The sequence below is a fragment of the Lacrimispora sphenoides genome (assembly GCF_900105215.1).
Taxonomy (GTDB): Bacteria; Bacillota; Clostridia; order Lachnospirales; family Lachnospiraceae; genus Lacrimispora; species Lacrimispora sphenoides_A.
This window is the reverse complement of record NZ_FOIP01000001.1, coordinates 2,899,155-2,919,877: the sequence shown is the minus strand read 5'-3', so window position 1 is coordinate 2,919,877 and position 20,723 is coordinate 2,899,155. Positions and strand designations below refer to the sequence as shown.

The window sequence follows — 20,723 nt, the reverse complement described above, 5'->3', positions numbered from 1 at the left end:
TCCTCCTATTTTGCCAAAGCTGCAATTCCCAGTGTCTTATCAACAATTACCATAATAAGGACCGTTACGGCCATTAAAAGCACGGATACCGCCGATACGGTGGGATCATAATTATATTCGATGTAACCCATGAGAGTCGCCGGGAAAGTAGACACACCGGGACCGGAGAGAAACATGGAAACCGGAATGTTATTAAAGGAGTTAATAAAAGCCAGCATAAAGGCAGCGGAGATTCCCGATGTGATATTAGGCAGTACCACACGGAAAAATGCCCCCGTCTTTGTGCACCCCAGACTCCAGGCCGCCTCTTCCACCGAAAAATCGAACTGGTCCAGACTGGAGCCGACCACCCGGATCACATAGGGCAGTGTCACCATAAAATGCCCGGCCAAAAGTCCGGCAAACACTGGAACTCTTAAAGTCAGAACCAGAAACTGATAGAGCACGAAGCCGATTACGATTCCAGGCACAATGGTCGGGGAAAGGAACACGGATTTTAGAATCCCCTTTCCTTTTATGCCGGACCTTGCCAGAGCATAAGCAGCCGGAATCCCTGCAATCAGTGCGGCCACGGTCGCAAGCAGAGCGATTTCCAAACTGGTCAGGAAGGAAACCCGGAAGGACTTTAATGCAAATACATTGACAAACCACCGAAAAGAGAAAGAGTCAATGGGAAAGGTGATGGCACTGCCCTCCCCAAAAGCGGTCACAGTAATGATGACAAGCGGCAGAACCAAAAACAGAAACACGATCACAGCAAAAGCAGTCAGCATTTTATTCTTACGCATGATTTCCTCCTCTTCTGTCCAGTCTGGCTGACAGGGCATTTAAACCTTTGATCACAGCCAGGGTCGTGGCGATCATGATCAGGGAAATAACTGCAGCCCCATTCCAGTCTCCCACACTCATGGCCCTCTGGTAGATGAATGTGGCAAGAACCATATGTTTATTGCCGCCAAGCAGCTGAGGCGTAGTATAGGCCGTCAAGGTTCCGGTAAATACCAGAATACCTCCAACGATGATTCCCGGAAGACTTATGGGGAAAATCACCTTCATAAAGGCCTTGAACCGGTCCGCCCCCAGGCTGAGAGCCGCTTCCATCATGTCATCCTCAATATTTTCCATAATACCGGCCACTGTAACGATCATCAGGGGAAGAAATAAATAAACGGAACCAATGATAATGGCAAAATCCGTGTACAACAGTTTCGCAGGCTTTTCCACAAGACCGGCCGCCATAAGAAATCGGTTAATAATACCGTTGCTTCCTAAAATATTGATCCAGGCAAAGCTTCTGATGACAGAATTGGTCATCAGGGGAAAAATGGAAACAGACAGCAAAATCCCTCTCCACTTCTTCTGGCACCGGCTGATAAAATATGCAGTCGGTACTCCTGCTGCCATGCAGATAGCCGTAGTGATGAACGCAACCTTAACCGTTCTCATAAAAATCTTAAGATAATACTCATCCTGAAAAAACTCCACATAAGCGCTGAACGGATAGTCTCCGGTATGAAAAGACGGAATCAGTACCCTTAAAAGCGGTAAAAACAGACACACTGCCAGTATTACAAGCCCTGGCACCACCATGATAAATGCACTACTTTTCTTCATCTGGACCTCCCCATGCTTTTTACGTCAATTATTATGAACTTATTATTACTTATAAGTTCTGTTAATTTATGTCTATACTTTTATTATAATTTATGATATACTGTACGTCAAATACATATAATCTATATTTTCTATGCATTAAAGCTATAAGAGAACGCCATCACCTGCACAAAGGGGGAATATTTATGGAATTAAAGGAAGCAAGATACATTCTGGCCATCGCCAGACAGAAAAACATCAGCAAAGCTGCAGAAACCCTTTTCATCTCCCAGCCATCCTTAAGCAAATATTTAAAAAACTTGGAGCATCAGCTTGGGGCCCGTCTTTTTGACCGTGTTGGAAGCTGCTATTCTCCGACCTATATCGGAGAACGTTACATCCACTACGCCGAAAGAATCGTGGAATTCGGAATCGAATGGGACATGGAGTTTGACGATATTATGCACCAAAACCACGGACGTTTAAATATCGCCATTCCCATCATGCTTGGAAACAGCCTGATCGGTCCCACTCTTTCAAACTTCCACAAGCTATATCCCCATGTCACAGTCAACATGATGGAGGAAGTCAACTTTGTAGCAGAACATACCCTGACCGACCATACCGTGGACGTGACCATTTACAATGTCCATGAATTTCCCACCGGCCTGGATTATCAGGTGATCGGAAAGGAAGAAATGGTTCTCGTCCTATCCGGATCTAATCCACTGGTAAAAATGGCTGAAAAAAAAGATGGCTTTCAATATCCCTGGATCGATCTTGGCTTTCTTGCAGACGAGCCCTTTATTCTTCTTTATCCTGACCAGAATACAGGCGGCCTTGCTTTAAAGCTCTTTAAGGATTACGGGCTGGAACCAAATATTCTCCTTCATACCAGAAACAGCGAAATGTCCATCCGCCTCGCCATGGAAGGCCTGGGAGCCGCCTTTGCTCCTGAAAGCTACTATCATTATCTAAAAGACAGAGAACTTAAATCCTCAGTCTGCCTGTCCATTGGGAAAGAAAAGATTGAAAACACCCTTATAGCCGCCTATCAGAAAAACCGCTACCTGCCGAAATATGCCAAGGCTTATCTTGATATCCTGACAGAATATTATCAGACAAAGCAAACATAATTATCGGTCCCTTCCTATTCTTTGCTTTTTTAGGAACTTATGGTAATATAGATTAAAAAAAGAGGTTTCCTATGAATAGAAAAATACAAAGAATCTTTTTCCCTTTTGTCATTCTTATCTTATCTCTTACTGCATGCCAAAGCCAGAAAAAAGAGAACCTTACCGGTATTCCTATTGACACAGAAAAAACCGAATCCGTTTCCATTTACTATGGTTCCATCTGTTATTCCTTCTATGACGAGAGCAAGGAAACTATAGAAAGGGCCGCCGATCTCTTTCACGGCTTTTCTTTAGAAGAAGTCCCTGACGGAGCTCTTGACAGCGCCACCACCTACCAGATTTATTTTTCTAACACCAACGGTCAGACTGCCGCTATTAATGTGGACGAAAACAGCATGTTCTATCTGGCAGATACGAAAAAATTCTATAAAGTTTCTGAAGGGGTTTTTCATCTGGAAGAATTGGAAAAAATATATCAGGACAGCATGAATGCAGGAGGCTTTGATAAGAACCAGTGCCTCATTCCGTAGACAAGTCTTATTTGAAAGGAGATTTTATGTGCGATCAATCTAAAACAACTGCAATTGTAGGGCTGGGCGCTTTGGGAATGCTTTACGCCAGCCAGATTACTGCCTCCCTTGGCCCGGATAACCTATTCTTTCTTGGGGACCGTGAACGGATAGAACGTTACCAGCAAACACCCTTCACCATAAACGGCAAACCTTTTTCCTTTCGGATCGAGGACTGCAAAAACGCCCGGCCAGTGGATTTTATGATTGTGGCGGTCAAATACGGCGCCCTCTCTTCTGCCCTGGATACCATGGAGGCCAGCGTTGGTCCTGATACTACGATCCTATCGGTCATGAATGGAATCGACAGCGAGGAGATCATTGCAAAACGGTTCGGCAGGGAAAAAGTACTTTATTGCATTGCACAGGGAATGGACGCCATGAGGTTTGGTTCCAGTCTTACATACACCCGCCCGGGCACCCTCTTACTTGGAACCAGGACCGAAGGACAGGAATCCAGACTAAAGGACTTAACCTGTTACTTTGACAGCGCCGGCGTATCCTATACGGTCGAAGCCGACATTGTAAAACGTCTTTGGGGAAAATTCATGCTGAATGTGGGAGTCAACCAGACCTGCATGGCCTTTGAAACCAATTATGGCGGAGTACTTGCTCCCGGAGAGCCTTATGACGCCCTGATCGGGGCCATGAAAGAAGTGATTGATCTTTCAAAAAAGGAAGGGGTTCACTTATCGGAAGAAGATATGAATTTCTACATAGATCTGATCAAAACTCTTTCTCCGGAAAGCGCTCCCTCCATGCGCCAGGATGGAATGGCCCGCCGGTATTCTGAAGTGGAAATGTTTTCCGGAGTTGTCCGCCGTCTGGCGGCAAAACACGGATTCATGGTTCCGGTCAATGATATGCTTTACGAGAAGATCAAAGGAATAGAAGCAGCTTATCCTTCCCTGCCTAACGATTAATAATGTACATAATCAGATTCTCTCTGCATAAATATGTATAGCACCAGAATGCAAAGAGGGGGGCTAGATTTTGGAAAGAATACTTGACAATAATTATTACGATCTGTTCGTAAATAATGTTCTCATTCCACTACATCAAAAGGACAGTGATATTACCTACCTCAATGAAAGATTTTCTTTGGAACATGTCCCGGCAGAATCTATGAACCCCTGTAACTTAGGGCTGTATTCTTACAACAGTTTTCCGTCACTTTACACACTAAATTCATTAGTAAGCTTAGACATATCCGGAATTACAGCGGTTCAGAACAATCCTGATTTAAGTCTGTTTGGAAAAGATGTATTAATAGGAATTATAGATACCGGTATTGACTACCGGCATCAGGCTTTTAAAAACACTGACGGAACCACACGCATTCAGTCAATCTGGGATCAGAGTGAACAAAGCGGCATACCCCCGGATAGCTTTACTTTTGGTTCCGAATACGACAGAGATCTGATAAACAAAGCGCTACAGTCGAATAACCCTTTATCGATCGTTCCCTCGGTTGATACCAATGGCCATGGTACGGCAATTTCCAGTATTGCGGCCGGTTCCCCAACCAATGACCAAAGTTTCCGCGGAGTTGCCCCGGAAGCCGATCTGGTAGTCGTAAAATTGAAAAATGCCAAAAAGAATTTAAAGGATCTCTTTTTTGTACCGGATGGACTTCTGTGTTTTCAGGAATCCGATATTATGCTTGCCGCACGTTACCTGGTTACTGTCTCCATAGAATTAAATAAGCCAATAGTTATCTGTATTGCCCTTGGTACAAGTATGGGAGGACATGACGGAAACGGCCCTTTAAGCAGCTATTTAGATTATCTGGCACAGCTTCCTGGAATAGGAGTTTCAATCTCAGCAGGAAATGAAGGAAACAAAAAAAGACATTATTATTATGCCACTTCTCCCGAAGTCCATTATAGTGATTTTAGTATAAATGCGGGAAACGATGACAGCATGTTCTTCGTAGAAATTTGGGCCACTTCCCCTGCTCAGCTGTCCATCAGCATAACCTCCCCTACCCGGGAGGTTACAAGATTAATTCCTCCATCAATTAATGGCTGCATCAATTATAATTTCAATATAAGCCAGACAAACGCCTGGATAAACAATATTATTTACGAGCAGAATACCGGGGACCAGCTTATCCTGCTGCGTTTCACAAACACGTTTCCTGGAACCTGGCAATTTCACTTAGAAAATAGTAATAATGATTCATTCTCCTTTCATGCATGGCTCCCATCAGGAAATCTGATAACAGACGAAACATACTTTATAAATCCGGATCCAAACGTTACTATTACTTCTCCGGGAAACGCAGTAAGCCCGCTGACCGTTACTGCTTATAATCAGCTGGATAACAGCATCCTGGAAGAATCCGGCAGAGGCTACACGAGAATTGGAGTGGTTAAGCCTGACATTGCAGCCCCGGGCTATCTTATCCCGTGTGCGGTTCCGGGTGATAAATACGGCACTGCTACAGGAACGGGAGCCGCAGCGGCCCATACGGCAGGAATCATGGCAATGATTTTTGAATGGGGGATTGTCAAAGAGAATTATATCCAGATGACTGGCGGTGTTGTTAACCGGCAGCTGATTTTGTATGCAACCCGCGACAACGCCTATACTTATCCAAATAACATATGGGGTTATGGCCAGGTGGAAATTAATAATTTTTTTAAAGTAGTTAACGAAGCTTGATAATACATTTTGATGACATAAAAAGTGCGTTTCCCAAACATGGAACCGCACTTTTTTTATATCGCTAATGGTACAAACGTAATGGCAGTATGGATCACTGCAATAAGCCTAATTTAAGTTTCCAGACCAGTATCCTGATTACGGAAGTGTCAATCTGTTCTTCCTTCAGGGTCCCCTTATTTATAGCATCTAAAACAGCCGGAATCTGTACGTCAAAGTCAGTCGCAACCAGTAAGTCATTTCCGGCGTCAATGGCCAGAACAGCCGCCTCCGATGTACTGTTCTTAATGGCATCCATACTTAGGTCATCCGTCATAATCACTCCCTTGAAGTTTAAGGATTCCCTTAATTTATCATGAACCACACGGGAAAGAGAGGCAGGATGTTTCTCATCCATGGAAGTTACGATATTATGGGAAACCAGAACACTGTCGGCTCCGGCTTTAATCCCGGCCTCAAATGGCAGGAAGTCACTCTGGACAAATTGTTGGTAATCCCTGGTATCAACCGCGGATCCCGTATGGGTATCCCCATTGCTGCCATAACCGGGAAAATGTTTCAGTGTGCTGCCGATTCCCGCTTTTTCCATTTCCAGGACAACTGTCCTGACATAATCTGACGTCTCCCGGGCTTCCCGGCCAAAAGACCTGCGGTAAATAAAATCATCCGGATTAACAGAGACATCACAGACAGGAGCCAGATTAACATTGATCCCAAGTCCAAGCAGAAAGGCTGTCTTTTCCTTTGTATCCGCCTGAATAGCTTCAAAGCCGCCCTGTTTATACAAATCCTGAGGAGACTTAAACGGTTCAGAACGGAAAGCCGCGTATTTGCTGACACGGCACACAGTTCCGCCTTCCTCATCCACTCCCACGAGCAAGGGGATGGAGGCTGCATTCTGACAGCTCTTAATAAAATCCTGGATGCCGGTTTGCGTCTCATCCTTAAAATCGTCTCCGAACAGGATATAACCGCCTAAATGATACTTCTCAATATCCTGAAGGGCACTGGCTTTGCGCAGGCGGACAAAAAACATCTGACCCACCTTTTCCTCAAGGGACATGCTTAAGAGCAGCTCTCCTGCTCTAACCTCATAGGGATCACTGCTATAGGAAGAATCCGTCTGTCCGGCTGTATCTTCCATCGCCGTAGACTCTGTGGTTGAGATATGGATTGTGGGTTCTGTAGGATCTGCACTGTGATCATCTGTTTCGTTTGCAGCCGTTTTTGATTCCTCAGTGCTCGGACTGCCGGATTGACTGATATAATCCGGGTAATGCCTCCCGCAGGCTGATAAAAGAAGCGGCAGGAGTAAGAACACAAAGAAAAACATAAATTTATTTGGTTTCATCAAAGTCCTTTCTGACCAGTCGGTAAAAGAATTTAATGATAATTATATCGTTCATGCCAGCAGCGGTCAAGAGTTACACAAAAAAAGATCGGTGCCAGGACTTAATTCCCGACACCGATCTACCTGCTTTGCAGTTTATTTCTTACACCTTGCTGGTATTTTCGATATAGTGAAATTGCTGTTCTAAGTGACTGACGAATAACAGCAGTCTTTCATACAGCGGCTCTACCTTGTCACCATACGTTTCTTCAAGGCTTTTTCCAATTTCCTTAATGGTCTTACTGCCGTCAATTTGAAGAAAGACGCAGCTTCCATACTCATCCATTGCAATCTTTTTATATTCCGGAATTTTGAAACCGAGTTTTCTAAAAACCCGTTGAATCTTGTGATCCTGTTTAATAAGCATGGTCACAATGCCGTTTTTATCAACCTCATATTCCAGTTTTTCGGAAATCTTAAATATTAAATTTAAAACCTCATCATTGTCATTTAGCATTCTTCACTTCACTCTTAAAAAGCGGTATAGCAGTCGCTACTACAAGAATGATCAATAAGATAAATGCCATTCCATTTGAATTTGCAAATCCGCTTGGGCCTGCACCACTGATAACTCCAGTTACCTGTAAAACGATTCCGATAAGTCCAATGATTGATCCGCCGGCAACAAGTCCTGATGACAGGCTTACACCGTTAGAAACTTTCGCTTCCTTTTCTTTTTCATTCTTGCAATATTTCTCAACTAAGAAACGAACCAGAGCTCCTATCAAAATGATAGAAGTTGTGGATATCGGCAAATAAAAACCGATTGCAACTGTCATTACAGGGAGTCCCAGCAAAAATAAAACGATTCCCATCATAATGCCGCAAATGATCATAACCCAGGGCAGCTGACCCGACATGATTCCGGCTGTCAATGTTGCCATTAAATTCGCCTGAGGCAATGCAAACGGAACATTGTCTCCAGTCATTGAGAGCTGATTGGAAAGCAATAATATAACGCAGGTAACTACCACAACGCCTACCACAGAAGAAATTGCAAAATATTTCTGCATTTCATTCTTGCTTCCGCCAATGATAAAAGAAACTTTTTGTGATTGGCAGTAACCGCCTGCTGCAGCGATTGCAGTAACAATAAAGGAACCGAATAACAACAGAGCCTTATTATCATCTACACTCTTCCAGCCTAATCCCACAAACAGTAATGTGACGATAACGATGGAAGCAATTGTCATACCGGATACAGGAAGGTTTGAAGTTCCGATGGTACCGGTTAAACGGCCGGAAACAATAACAAACATCAAAGAAAGCACCATGGATAAAACAGCACCCAGTACAGCCATGGCAATGTTGCCGCCAGATACCAGGAAACCGCCGATGAAGCCTACGATGATACCTGACAGTAAAATAACAGTTTCAACAGAAGATCCAGCGCCGCTGGAGCCTTTACCTCTGGCATTCATGGTTTCCTTTATGGAAGCGATAACCGTTGGAATCAGCTTTACCGCACCGATCAGACCGCCGGAAAGCATCATGCCTGCACCGATATATTTTACGTAGCTTCCTGCTATATCGCCGACTCCCATAGCGTTTACGCTGACAGAAGGATTATTCCATACGGCGGGTCCGCCACTTCCTAAAGTAGCAAAATAACCGATGAGAGGCGTGATGGCAAAGTTAGATAATATAGAACCGGCAAACATGGTCAAGGATACTTCCATCCCCACGATGAATCCAATTCCCAGCAGCAATGGGTTCACTTCAAGCTGAAATTTCCATTTGTAAAAGGGCTCATGCACAAAGCTGATCACGTTGTTGGTGATATTTAAGAATGAGCTGGTTACCGCAGTTATTAAACCGCCTATTCCAAATCCGATTCCCATAAACTTCAGAGAATCTTTGGCGCCTTCCGAAGCAACTAAGGTTTCCGAAATAGCCATTGACTCAGGATACATTAATTTTCCATGTTCTTCCACGATCAAATAATTGTAGACCAGAGAAGCTGCACCTATACCAAATAATGCACCGCCGACACCGATCACAAGACCTTCCAGAAATGTAACCTGGGAACCGATCAAAAGAATTGCCGGAAAAACAAATATCATACCGCTGGCAATGGATTCACCGCCGCTGGCCATTCCCTGAAGGAGTGTCTTTCCAAGGATTCCTTTTTCTCTTGCAAACATAGCAATAAATACAGAACCTAATATGGAGCCCGGTATTCCGGCTGCAACTGTAAGACCTGCTTTCATGCCTGAGTAAGCAGTTGATGCTGCAAACAATGCAGACAGAGCAATACCAATGATTAATACCGCAGCATTTCCACCCGATCCGGAGTTTTTAGGGACATATGGTACGTAGTCTTTGCCGGCTATACCACCATATGCGCCTTTAGATAATTTCTGATTCATACATAGTACTCCCTTATATTCATTATAGTTTGATCAATCATTGACACAAATTAAATATAAATTATCAGCGGTATTCCAGCTGCTATTTGAGGGCTTTCAATACTTCTGTCAAATATTTCCATGTCCTCTGGGTGGATGGGATGCTTAAATGCTCTTCTGCAGTATGTACCCCAACGATTGTCGGTCCAACGGATATCATATCCATCTTTCCTTCAAACTTTTTATCAAAAATTGCGCATTCTAATCCGGCATGAATTGCGCTTATCAGCGGCTTTTCACCAAATAATTTCTCGTATAATTCTATAAACAGCAGTCTAACTTTTGAATCGGGATTGTATTTCCATTCCGGGTAATCCGATTCAGCGGTCACCTTCCCGTTTGTAAGTTCGGCAATGGTGGCTACGGTATGGAAAATATTATCCTTTATCGTTCCAATAGAGCTTCTGATAGAACTTATGATTTCAATGCTTTCTTCCCCAGTCTCAACTACCCCCAGATTAAGGGAGCTCTCTACAAGGCCTTCAATATCCATGCTAACGCTCTGGACTCCGTTTGGAATCAGGTACATAAAATTAATGATATTATCCCTTGTGTCTTTCGACATGATTCGCTTCGGCATATTTTCCACAGGATTTAGTTCGACCTTTATATCCGGATCTGCAACTTTGAATTCATCCCTGAATATTTGTTCCAAACTGGAAATCTTCTCTTTCAGCATTGGGACAGCCTCTAAATTTACACACACAACAGCTCGTGCATCACGGGCAATGGCGTTGTGCTTGGAACCTCCGCTAATGGAGCATAAATTTAAATCTGTCTCTAAGCTTACACTTTTCAAAAACCGGGCCATCAATTTATTGGCGTTTGCCCTGCCTGTATGTATTTCCACTCCAGAGTGGCCGCCCTTTAAACCAGAAATATCAATAATATAAGCAGCCCTGCTGCTATCTGCATCTTCCCATGTAATAGGAATATTGATCTTGGAGGAGCATCCGCCTGCACAACTTACCGTCAGGATTCCCTCTTCCTCTGAATCGATATTAATAAGGGTTTTACCTAATATGTTTTTTGGATCCAGCGCATGGGCGCCATCCATTCCGGTCTCTTCAGAGGTGGTAACCAACAATTCAACAGGAGGGTGTTCCAATGTATCCGATGCCAGAACCGCTAACCCCATAGCAACCGCAATGCCGTCGTCTCCCCCAAGAGTTGTTCCGTTTGCGTAAAGCATATCTCCAACGATTTTCATTTGGATGGGGTCTGTCATGAAATCATGCATTACATCAGGCCTTTTCTCACAGACCATATCCATATGCCCCTGAATTACGACACCTGGACTTTCTTCATAGCCCTTGGAACCCGGCTTCCTGATGATCACATTCAGCGCCTTATCCTGTATGACCTCCAGATTGTGTTCCTTTGCAAAAGAAACTAGATAATCGCTGATTCTTTTTTCATTTCCTGAACCTCTCGGAATACTGTTAATTTCCTCAAAATAGTGAAACACTTCCACCGGTTCCATGTTTTCCATTGCATTGTTACCCACGGTATATTTTCTCCTTTACTAATATATTTGTCCTCCTTATGTTTAAAAACAGGATTACGGACAAAAAACCTAAATATGTGTTTTCATATTAGCACAAACAAAGTCAAAATACAATAGACTTTATTGTACAATTTCACATAATATTTCTGTGCTAAATGTTTAACTCATATTCAATTATTATATTATTTTTTAATTAATATTCATTTTTTAGGTTATTGTTAATAAATCCACATTTGTCGTGTTGTCGAATCCTGACGGCACTGCGCTATCCCGCTCGACCGCTATCGGGGATTTGTTTATAGGGTCAGCGGAATATGCAGAAAAAGTGCGTTTCCTGTCGGGGAAACGCACTTTTTACGTATCAGTATGAATTTTTACTCAATGGGGGGATCCCCACATCCATGCTTCCGGACCGGAATCCTTCCAGATCCATGGTGATATAGATAAAGCCTAATTCTTTTAAATAAGCAATGATCTCTCTGCTCTTCTCCACCAGATTTCCTATCGCTTCTTTGTCCACTTCGATTCGGACAATGTCTTTATGAAGTCTCAGGCGTACATTTCCTTTCACAAGAGAACTTACAAATTCCTCTCCTTTTCCAATAAGATTCAGGATATCATAATCAATTTCTGTACCATAGGGAAGACGGGTCGCCATACAGGGAGCGGAAGGCCTGGACGCCACAGAGATCCCGTACCATGAGGCCAGCTCTTTTACCTGGGCCTTGGTGATGTGAAGCTCTGCCAGAGGACTGATGATTCCCAGTTCTCTTAAGGCTTTGATTCCCGGACGGTAGACATGCAGGTCATCTTCGTTGGTTCCATCCATGATATAAGGGATGTCCATTTCCCCCGCATAATCCTTCAAAGTCTGAAACAGCTTCTTTTTGCATAGATAACAACGGTTTACAGGATTAAAACGTATCTCCTCCTGTTCCAGTTCATTTACGGAAACCACCTTATGTATTCCTCCCAGCTCCTTTGCTACCCTGGCTGCGATTTCCAGATCACAGGAGGGATGAAGACGGCTGTCAAAAGTCACCGCATAAACAGTTTTTCCCGTCTTTCCTGCGGCATCTGCTGCTACTTTCAGCAACAAACTGGAATCCACTCCTCCGGAAAAAGCCAGGCAGATATCCTCTTTGGCGTACTCTGCCATCATCTGTTCCAGTCTCATTTTTATTTCTAACATGTTCTGTTCCATTATTTCTCCGCCTCCATGCGTATGATACTGTATACCGTCTGATAATCCAGCCCATTTTGTCTGCAAATACTTCTTACACTTTCAAATTCCGGGTAGCAGAAGGTCCTGTCTTTGTAGGTGCAGATTTTTACCTCCGCCTCCCCGAATTCCGTCATGACCTTCCTTTTTTTTCGGTTTAAAATGGTTCTGGCTACCGGGTATCTTCTCACTCCGATGGTAGTGGTTTGAATGAACAGAATATCTTCCATTCTGCTTATCTCCTCTTCCCGGCAGATCAGGCTAAGCATATAGGCTGGACGGTTCTTTTTCATGAATACAGGCGTATACCAGACATCAGCCGCTCCGGCTTCCAATAAGGATTCCATGGCAAAACCAAAGGATTCCCCGCTGCAATCGTCAATATTGGCCTCTAAAACCCACATATTTTCTCCTGCCCCTTCTTCCTCTTCCAGAAGCAGCATGGCCCGCAGAACGTTTGCCTGTTTAAAGTCCTTTTTCCCTGCACCAAGCCCTGTCTTTAAGATCTGAAAGGAGGAAGGAAGATTCGTTCTTGTCCCAAGGGCGGCAGCTATGGCAGCTCCGGTAGGAGTCACCATCTCCCCTTCATTGTCCGTAAGACGAAGCTTCAGACCATGGGCCGATACAATGTTAGCTGTTGCCGGAACAGGAACCGGGATAACACCATGCTGGCAGCGGATGCTGCCATACCCTTCTGACAAAGGAGATACCACGATCTCATCCACGTCCAGGCTGTCCACACAAACCGCCACACCAATGATGTCCACAATGGAATCAATGGCTCCGACCTCATGAAAATGGACCTCTTCCACAGGGATTCCATGAGCTTTTGACTCCGCCTCTGCCACGATATCAAACATCCGCTTCGCCATTGCCTTTACCCTGCTGTTGGAATCCAGCCGGTCAATGATTGCGTATATATCCTGGAGATTCCGGTGAACTTGGGGATGATCATGGCCATGGCTATGGTCATGATTGTGGTCATGGTCATGGCTATGGCTATGGTCATGATCGAGGTCGTGGCTGTGGCCGTGATCATGGTCGTGGTCATGGCTATGATCGTGATTATGCTCATGGTCTTGGCTTTGGTCTTGGCTATAATCAAGATCATGGTCATTGTCGTGATCACGCTTTTGGCCATGCCCTTCATTTTCCAAATGAACATCAAAATCATAAGCATCCAGTCCGCATTTCCTGGTCCTGCCAAAGTGTAGATGATAGCCGTCCACTCCCAGGCTCTGCAGAGCCTTTGTAAAAGCCTGCTTATCTGCTCCCAGGTCTAAAAGAGCGCCTACCGTCATATCACCGCTGATTCCTGAGTTACATTCCAAATACAGTATTTTTCCCATCTTATTTCACCGCCAGTCGATTGATTTGTGTCGCAAGATACCCCGCCCCATATCCATTATCAATATTTACAACGGAAATTCCATTCGCACAGGAATTAAGCATTGTAAGAAGAGCAGAGAGCCCATGAAAGCTGGCTCCGTAGCCTACCGAGGTGGGAACCGCGATGACCGGGCAGTCCGCCAGCCCTGCGATCACCGTTCCCAAAGCCCCCTCCATTCCTGCCACTGCAATAATGCAGCTGGCATTCCGGATCCTGTCTCTCTGGGACAGAAGACGGTGGATTCCGGCTACTCCCACATCATATATCCGGTCCACGTGACAGCCGAAATATTCCGCAGTCTGTGCCGCCTCCTCCGCTACCGGGATGTCCGCCGTACCTCCTGTACAGACCGCCACACATCCCTTCCTTTCTTTTTCCGGCCGCTCTACCTTTAAGATCCTGGATATGGGATCATACTGAACTTCCGGCACAACGGATTTTACCAGTTCAAATTGCTCCTCTGAGGCCCTGGTTCCCAGCACTTCACCGTCTCTTTCATAGAATTTCCTATAAATCTCCACCAGGTATGGGTCCGGCTTTCCCTGGCAAAAGACCGTCTCTCCAAAGCCGGAACGAAGCGCCCTGTGATGGTCCAGCTTTGCATAACCCAGGTCCTCATAGGGAAGATCCTTTAACAGCTGTTCTGCTTCCTGAATTTCCATTTCTCCTGATTTTACCAGGTTAAGCATATCTCTAATATCCATGATCCCGACTTCCTCCTCTTACGATGTTCCGTTTATGCTAGGGAAAACACACTCTGTGCGTTTTAGTTTACCTCATTGCCCGCGCAGATCAAGTCTCCTTGTGCATACGCGTTCTAAAAGGCCCTGGGAATGACTGACTACCAAAAGGCCGATGTTACGTCTCTCCACTTCTGATATGAGAAAATTCCAGATCTGGCTCTGGGTGATCAAATCCAGCATGGTACTGATCTCGTCCGCAAGGAGAAACCTGGTTCCGCCGCCAAGCGCCCGGGCAATGCAAAAACGCTGAAGCTCACCTCCCGAAACCTCAGCCGGGTACCGGTTTAACCATTCCGGTTCGATACCCAGACCTTCGATTACCCGGTCTTCTACTCCATCTCCCTCCTTTAAAACCTCTTTAAGCTTAAGCCTTGGGTTTACAGAGTTTTCCGGATGCTGCCAGATCATCTGGACTGGACAATATCCCTTGCAGGAAGAAAGGGGCTTTCCGTCTAAAAGCACCTCTCCCTGATCCGGTTTTTCATATCCGGCAAGAATTTTGCAGCAAGTGGTCTTCCCAAAACCGCTGGGAGCAATCAGCCCCACACGTTCCCCGCTGTCCATGTACATGGTCAGATTATTTAATATCTGCCTATTCCCATTATCATATCGGAATGATATGTTTTTTACTTCCAGTCTCACCTTATCTCTCCTCTGCTTTTACGCACCGGACCATTCCACCAGCCAGGCCGACGTAATCCACTTCCTTTAAACACCTTGCCTCCCGGTATTCACATCTGGGGGCATAGGGACAGCCTGAGGGGCGGTCCTTTAAATAAGGCTGGGCTCCCGGTGTAGCCCGGAATCCATGTTCCGGCATAGCCCTGTAAAGGGCCTTGGAGTATGGATGACGAAGGAGTCTTTCCTCTCTGAAATCAGCGGCAGATACTTCCTCAATGCTGGTACCGGCATAGAATACCACAATCCGGTCAGCGACCTCCAGCGCTAACTCCAGGTCGTGGGTGATGAGAAGCACACCGGCTCCTCCATCGGCCATTTCCCTGAAATGGGACAGCACCCGTTTTGCCGCCTCCAGATGCAGGCCCGGTGTAGGCTCATCCGCTATCACCAGCTTAGGTTTTTCCATGACAGCAGTGGAAATTAAGATCCTTCTGGTCATTCCTCCTGACAGTTCAAAGGGATAAAGCTTCTCCACAGTCTCATCAAGCCCATACCGCTTAAGTGTTTTAAGGCTTTCGCCCATGCTTCCCTGATCCCGTTTCCCTTTCCTGATCTGAGCCCCCGCCTTCATTAGGGGATCCAGATAAGAAACGCTTTGAGGGACCAGAACGATCTCCTTCCCCCGAAGCTGTCCCAGCCGTTTTTCCGTAAGCTTCTCCCCATAATAAGATATCTCCCCGGACCATGCCGCATTATAAGGCAGGATTCCCAGCACTCCATGGGCCAGAAGGCTTTTTCCCGAACCGCTGGAACCCACCACTGCCACCAGTTCTCCTTCTCTCACGGTAAGGCTTACGTCCTTGACAGCCAAAAGAGTGGTTCTTTTGATCCATCGCTCATATTGGGTAAATGATACTGACAGGTTTTTTACCGCCAGAACCGTTTTCTTCTCTTCCAATCCATTCCCTCCTACTGATGCAGGGCGCCCGGGTCTATAAGCCTGCCCACCATCTCTCCAGTTAGATGAAACAGCATAACAACAGCAACCAGAAATGCTCCTGGAAACAGCGCCAGCCACCATTTCCCCATTGACAGATATTTCATGCTCTCTGACAGGATCACGCCGATGGCAGGCTGCTCTGAGGAAAGCCCAAAGCCCAGAAACGTGATGCTGGCCTCATGAAGGATGGCATGGGGAAATAACAGCACAAGCCCAACAAGAAGCTGAGGAATCAAATGAGGCGTCATATGCTTAAGGGCTGTTTCAAACCCGCTGTGGCCAAGCTTACGGGAGATTTTTATGTACTGGCTCTCCTTAAGCTGAAGAACCTCTCCCCTGATCAGCCTGGCAAGGGAAGTCCAGTGGGTCAAAGAAATTCCCACTACAACTCCTTTAAAGCCTTTCCCCAGGGCAAAGGAGATCAAAACCAGCAGGAGGATATGAGGGATCCCCATGACAAGATCAATGAGCCCGACCACAAACCCGTCCGCCACTCTTCCCATGGACGCTGCAAAAAGTCCCAGGAAAAAGGCAATCACTGTGCTGACCGCTGCTGTGAGAAGGCCAATGCGGATGCTCATGGAAAGACCGGTCATGGTCCTGGCAAACATATCCCGGCCCATCCAGTCCGTCCCAAAGGGATGAGAAAAACAGGGCGGCATATTTTTTCTGGAAAAATCAGTGACAAGGGCCTCTGTCCTGTAAAGCTGCCCGGCAATGGTCACAGCTGCCAAAAGGGTGATGAAAAGCACCAGGAGGCATACCATGGACTTCCGGCCATTCCATTGTTTCATGCGACCTTCCTCCCTTTCCTCATTCTTGGGTCCACCACGCCGTAAAGTACGTTTGCAATAAAATTCCCTGTAAATACAATAGCCGCACTGATGACCGTGATCCCCAGAAGCAACGGAATATCACCGCCAAGTCCGGCCGTCACAGCCGCCTGGCCCAGTCCCGGATAGGAAAATACCTGTTCCACTAAAACCGAACCTCCAAAGATTTCGCTGACCGAAGCCAGCTGAAGGGTCAGGGCAGGCAGGAGAATATTTCTGATTCCGTGGCGAAAGACAATCTGGCTTTTGGACTCTCCCCTTGCTCTCGCAAAGAGAACATAATCACTTTCCATAACCTGGATCATTTTCTCTCTTGTATGGAGTAGGATATTGGACATTCCGGTAATGGAAAGGGTCAGGCAGGGCAAGATCCCATGCACTGCCCTGTCCTTAATAGTGACCTCTGCCGCTTCCATGCCTATGGGGACGCTTAGCCCAATGGGAAGTATCTTAAGCCAGACAGCAAACACCATCAAAAGCACCAGCGCCAGCCAGAAAGCCGGAGTGCTTGCGGTCATAAGAGCATAAGCGGAGATCACCTTATCCACCGCTTTTCCCCTGTTAGCACCAGCCAGGGTTCCCAGGGCAAAGCCGGCTCCTCCGGAAACCAGCCAGGAAACTGCCATCAGCCACAGGGAATTTGACAGCTTCAGTCCAATCACATGAGAAACCGGCTGCCGGTATAAAAGAGAGGTTCCCATATCCCCCTTTAGAAAATCGCCGGCCCAGGAAAGAAACCGTTCTGCCGGCGGTAAGCCGGTTCCCCAGTATTCCGAAAGCTTTGCGATCTGCTCCTGGCTCATAGAGCCAAGAGCTGCCTGGCCAATATTGACCTTTAACGGATCAATAGGGGAAACCGATACCAGAAAAAAAGCTGCTGCGCTTACCAGAAAAAGGAGGACAGCCATCCGTATGAGCTGTTTCAGTAAAAACCAAAAGACTTTCCTTTGGGGCCGGCCACTTTTCATTGTTCCCAGCTCCACTGATCCACGTTATTTACAATGGACCAGCCGTGGCCATGGGGGTGAAGCTTCTGGTCCGCAACCTTTAACCCATCCCTTACCCAATATAAATGATCAATATTCACAAGCCAGATCCATGGAATATCTCCGTCTTGGGTAATGCCTGTTTCTCCATCCCACTGGGCTTTTTTCCACAGCTCATAGGATTTTTCCAGGTCATTTTCTGCAAGAGCCTCATCCATGTACTGGTCCAGCGTTTGATTGGCATAAGGAGAATAGGCTGCAATCCCGGTTTCCTTCATGGTATGGTAAATATTATAAAGCTCCATGGGAGTATGAGCACCCCAGCCCCAGATCAAAGGCTGTGACTGAGCTCTGTCATAGGCAGTATCCCAGCTTGCACCTTCCATCTGTCCGTCAATTCCCAGCTTTTTAAGCTGATTGATGGTGTCTGCCGCAATGGCCTGCCTTACAGAATCTCCTGCCGGATAAAGGAACTGAAGCTCCGCCCGTTTACCATCCTTTTCCCTGATTCCGTCGCTGCCCAGTTTCCAGCCTGCTTCGTCAAGCAATGCCTCTGCCCCTTCCGGGTCATATTCTGTTTTTGCAGAAGGCTCATACCATGGCATTTTATCACAAACGCTGTAAGCGGGACTGCCGTATCCGTTCAGTACGTTATTTATCATTTCTTCCCGGTCAATTCCAATGTTGATCGCTCTTCTGACCTTTACATCGCTGGTAAAGTCATTTCCCAAAGGAATTCCCTCTTCTGATACGCTTCCGGAGGGAATGGCCGGAAGGTTAAATCCACGGTTATCCACGGTTTTGCAGTCTAAAAGGCCATACCCGGGTACCGTAAGGTCCGAGTAGGAAGCAGCCGTATATGCAATATCTGCCTGTCCGGACTGGACCGCTGCCAAAGCACCATCCTCTTCCATGAAGAGGACCGTAACCCGTTTCATCTTCGGCACTTCTCCATAATAGTCCGGATTGGCTTCCAGGATCACCTGCTGCCCTCTGTCCCATTGCTTTAATATGTACCTGCCGGATCCGATAGGGTGTTCCCCGTAATCCGGTCCATATGCATGTTCCGGCACAATTCCTGTCACGGCCATGGTGTATGGCCAGATGGAATAGGGATGCTTCATATGAAACTCCACGGTCGTGTCATCCACTGCCTCTGCCCTGTCAAGCATTGTGAAATCATTCACAGAACTGGTATCTCTCAAGGTATTATAAGTAAATGCCACATCCTGCCCGGTCAGCTTTTTCCCATCCGTAAAGAACACGTCATCCCGGATCTTTGCGGTCCAGGTCATGCCGTCGCTGCTGACCTTTAAGTCCGTTGCCAGATCATAACCAATGTTTAAATCCTTATCAGTGACCGTAAGCGTACTTTGTATCAAAGGTTCATGGACGTGCTCCCCGGCTCCCCAGCCATAAGCCGGATCGAATCCTGATTCAGGCTCTGAACTGACGCCCATTACCACAACGACTCTGTCGTTTTTTCCGGTATTGTCTGCATCGGCTGACTCTGAAACCACCTGTGTCTGTGTCTCTCCGGCTTTTCCGCAGCCGTTCATAACCATTGCAGACAGTACCAATGCTGCGGCAATCCCCCATTTATACTTTCTCATCGTTTTTCCCCTCCATAAATGTTCTCATCGAGTCCGGTATTTCTGCAAAAAAACAGATACCAGAAACAGTCATACGTATTCCTTGGGAATACCCATACCTTCCTGGTATCTGTTTTTAAATATTGTTTCTTTTATGTATTCTTTCCATTGGCGACTTCTGTCAGCCCTTAGGAAAAAGTATACGTAAAAATAACCCAAACGTCAACGACTTTTTAAGCAAACGTTTGCAAAACTCCTGCATTTTAAGAAAGCTTCTTTAATAAGATATCTCTTACATATCCGCCGTACTTTTCTTTGGTCAGGACAACCTCATAACCCTGTTTGATTATGTTGTTTTTGCTGTATCTGTTTTCCGGATGAACCGTACACATCAGATACCGATAGCCCTGTTTCCTAAGCTCTTCCTCAGCGGCCTTCATCATGGTATACTGAAGGCCGTTCCCCCGGTATTCAGGAAGAATGGCGATCGACTCCATATGGGCGACTTTTCCCAGCTCCATTTCGGGAAGGCCAATGTCCCGGCCAAGGTTTTCTGCACTGCTTCCCGGCAAAGCAGCAAGAAAAACACCTGCCAGGGCCCCGGAATCCATATCAAAAGCCTTAAAACCGATTCCGTTTCCCTCTTTAAGCGTATGGCAGGTGTATTCCGAATCATCGGCAACAAACCAGTCCTTCTGCTTGATTTGCTGCCACACCGATTGTATCACGTCAGCAACCGTCTGATAATCCGCAGGGACCGCCCTTTCAATTAAAAATTGCATATTCCGTCTTCCTCCAAAATGACAGACTCCGGAAGCCTTCCCTGCTCCCGGAATTCAAATTGAAGGACCTGGACCTTTTCCCGGGGCACTTCCATTTCCGGTGCAGCACTCCCTTCATGGAACCAGCTGTACATACCGGCACAAAGCAAAATCATGATCAGACAAAGTACAATCAGCATGATCTTATTATATAAATTTTTATCCTCCATACCGTTTCCCCTTTCTTCCATTATGTAATAAGTCTATGCACCCTTCGGATGCCTGCATTCCTGCGCCCGGCTCAT

At 46.0% G+C, this 20,723-nt stretch carries 20 protein-coding genes; 4 read left to right on the top strand and 16 right to left on the bottom strand.

From position 1 onward, the window contains the following. Positions 1-5: 5 nt before the first annotated feature. Together BMW45_RS13315 and BMW45_RS13310 are read right to left on the bottom strand one after the other, a co-directional pair. Positions 6-788: an ABC transporter permease gene (locus BMW45_RS13315; protein WP_025234440.1), complete on the bottom strand. Its 783-nt coding sequence runs from the start codon at positions 786-788 to the stop codon at positions 6-8. Beyond that, positions 781-1,614 (bottom strand): ABC transporter permease, encoded by an 834-nt coding sequence (locus BMW45_RS13310; protein WP_092244374.1) that lies wholly within the window; start codon positions 1,612-1,614, stop codon positions 781-783. The genes BMW45_RS13315 and BMW45_RS13310 overlap by 8 nt, the downstream gene beginning before the upstream one ends. Positions 1,615-1,799: 185 nt before the next feature. Here BMW45_RS13310 and BMW45_RS13305 point away from each other — a divergent pair, with 185 nt between their 5' ends. The 4 genes from BMW45_RS13305 to BMW45_RS13290 all read left to right on the top strand — a co-directional run bounded on the left by BMW45_RS13305 (position 1,800) and on the right by BMW45_RS13290 (position 5,965). Then, the gene (locus BMW45_RS13305; protein WP_092244371.1) at positions 1,800-2,729 is read left to right on the top strand and encodes a LysR family transcriptional regulator; all 930 of its coding nucleotides are present in this window, start codon (positions 1,800-1,802) and stop codon (positions 2,727-2,729) included. Between the two features lie 71 nt (positions 2,730-2,800). After that, a complete protein-coding gene (locus tag BMW45_RS13300) occupies positions 2,801-3,259 on the top strand; it encodes a hypothetical protein (RefSeq protein ID WP_092244368.1) in 459 nt (152 codons plus the stop codon). Between the two features lie 26 nt (positions 3,260-3,285). After that, a complete protein-coding gene (locus BMW45_RS13295; protein ID WP_092244365.1) occupies positions 3,286-4,221 on the top strand; it encodes a ketopantoate reductase family protein in 936 nt (311 codons plus the stop codon). A gap of 70 nt (positions 4,222-4,291) precedes the next feature. Next, entirely contained in the window at positions 4,292-5,965 is a 1,674-nt protein-coding gene (locus tag BMW45_RS13290; protein ID WP_092244362.1) for a S8 family peptidase, read from the top strand. 94 nt (positions 5,966-6,059) lie between these two features. Here the strand turns inward: BMW45_RS13290 and BMW45_RS13285 are convergent, their stop codons facing one another. The 14 genes from BMW45_RS13285 to BMW45_RS13220 all read right to left on the bottom strand — a co-directional run bounded on the left by BMW45_RS13285 (position 6,060) and on the right by BMW45_RS13220 (position 20,648). Then, the gene (locus BMW45_RS13285; RefSeq protein ID WP_242883018.1) at positions 6,060-7,316 is read right to left on the bottom strand and encodes a glycoside hydrolase family 3 protein; all 1,257 of its coding nucleotides are present in this window, start codon (positions 7,314-7,316) and stop codon (positions 6,060-6,062) included. A gap of 142 nt (positions 7,317-7,458) precedes the next feature. After that, a complete protein-coding gene (locus tag BMW45_RS13280) occupies positions 7,459-7,812 on the bottom strand; it encodes a PqqD family protein (RefSeq protein ID WP_092244359.1) in 354 nt (117 codons plus the stop codon). Next, positions 7,802-9,724, bottom strand: a complete 1,923-nt coding sequence (locus BMW45_RS13275; RefSeq protein ID WP_092244356.1) for an OPT family oligopeptide transporter — start codon at positions 9,722-9,724, stop codon at positions 7,802-7,804. Before BMW45_RS13275 ends, BMW45_RS13280 begins: the two co-directional genes overlap by 11 nt. A gap of 82 nt (positions 9,725-9,806) precedes the next feature. Beyond that, a complete protein-coding gene (locus BMW45_RS13270; RefSeq protein ID WP_242883017.1) occupies positions 9,807-11,270 on the bottom strand; it encodes an aminoacyl-histidine dipeptidase in 1,464 nt (487 codons plus the stop codon). A gap of 361 nt (positions 11,271-11,631) precedes the next feature. Further along, a complete protein-coding gene (gene larE / locus BMW45_RS13265; RefSeq protein ID WP_092244353.1) occupies positions 11,632-12,474 on the bottom strand; it encodes an ATP-dependent sacrificial sulfur transferase LarE in 843 nt (280 codons plus the stop codon). Then, complete coding sequence (larC, locus tag BMW45_RS13260; RefSeq protein WP_092244350.1) at positions 12,474-13,841, bottom strand: nickel pincer cofactor biosynthesis protein LarC; 1,368 nt, start codon at positions 13,839-13,841, stop codon at positions 12,474-12,476. The genes larE and larC overlap by 1 nt, the downstream gene beginning before the upstream one ends. Position 13,842: 1 nt before the next feature. After that, positions 13,843-14,586 carry a nickel pincer cofactor biosynthesis protein LarB gene (larB, locus tag BMW45_RS13255; RefSeq protein ID WP_025234452.1) on the bottom strand — a complete coding sequence of 248 codons (744 nt, stop codon included), beginning with the start codon at positions 14,584-14,586 and terminating at the stop codon, positions 13,843-13,845. Between the two features lie 72 nt (positions 14,587-14,658). Then, entirely contained in the window at positions 14,659-15,267 is a 609-nt protein-coding gene (locus tag BMW45_RS13250) for an ABC transporter ATP-binding protein (protein ID WP_092244347.1), read from the bottom strand. 1 nt (position 15,268) lies between these two features. Then, on the bottom strand, positions 15,269-16,204 hold the full coding sequence (locus tag BMW45_RS13245) for an ATP-binding cassette domain-containing protein (protein ID WP_092244344.1): 936 nt from the start codon (positions 16,202-16,204) through the stop codon (positions 15,269-15,271). A gap of 11 nt (positions 16,205-16,215) precedes the next feature. After that, positions 16,216-17,040 carry an ABC transporter permease gene (locus tag BMW45_RS13240; protein WP_092244341.1) on the bottom strand — a complete coding sequence of 275 codons (825 nt, stop codon included), beginning with the start codon at positions 17,038-17,040 and terminating at the stop codon, positions 16,216-16,218. After that, positions 17,037-18,047, bottom strand: coding sequence for an ABC transporter permease (locus BMW45_RS13235; protein ID WP_092244338.1), 1,011 nt, complete (start codon positions 18,045-18,047; stop codon positions 17,037-17,039). Before BMW45_RS13235 ends, BMW45_RS13240 begins: the two co-directional genes overlap by 4 nt. Next, positions 18,044-19,678 (bottom strand): ABC transporter substrate-binding protein, encoded by a 1,635-nt coding sequence (locus BMW45_RS13230; protein WP_092244335.1) that lies wholly within the window; start codon positions 19,676-19,678, stop codon positions 18,044-18,046. Before BMW45_RS13230 ends, BMW45_RS13235 begins: the two co-directional genes overlap by 4 nt. Before the next feature lie 242 nt (positions 19,679-19,920). Further along, positions 19,921-20,439, bottom strand: coding sequence for a GNAT family N-acetyltransferase (locus BMW45_RS13225; protein ID WP_092244332.1), 519 nt, complete (start codon positions 20,437-20,439; stop codon positions 19,921-19,923). Beyond that, on the bottom strand, positions 20,427-20,648 hold the full coding sequence (locus BMW45_RS13220; RefSeq protein WP_092244329.1) for a hypothetical protein: 222 nt from the start codon (positions 20,646-20,648) through the stop codon (positions 20,427-20,429). Before BMW45_RS13220 ends, BMW45_RS13225 begins: the two co-directional genes overlap by 13 nt. Positions 20,649-20,723 lie beyond the last annotated feature (75 nt).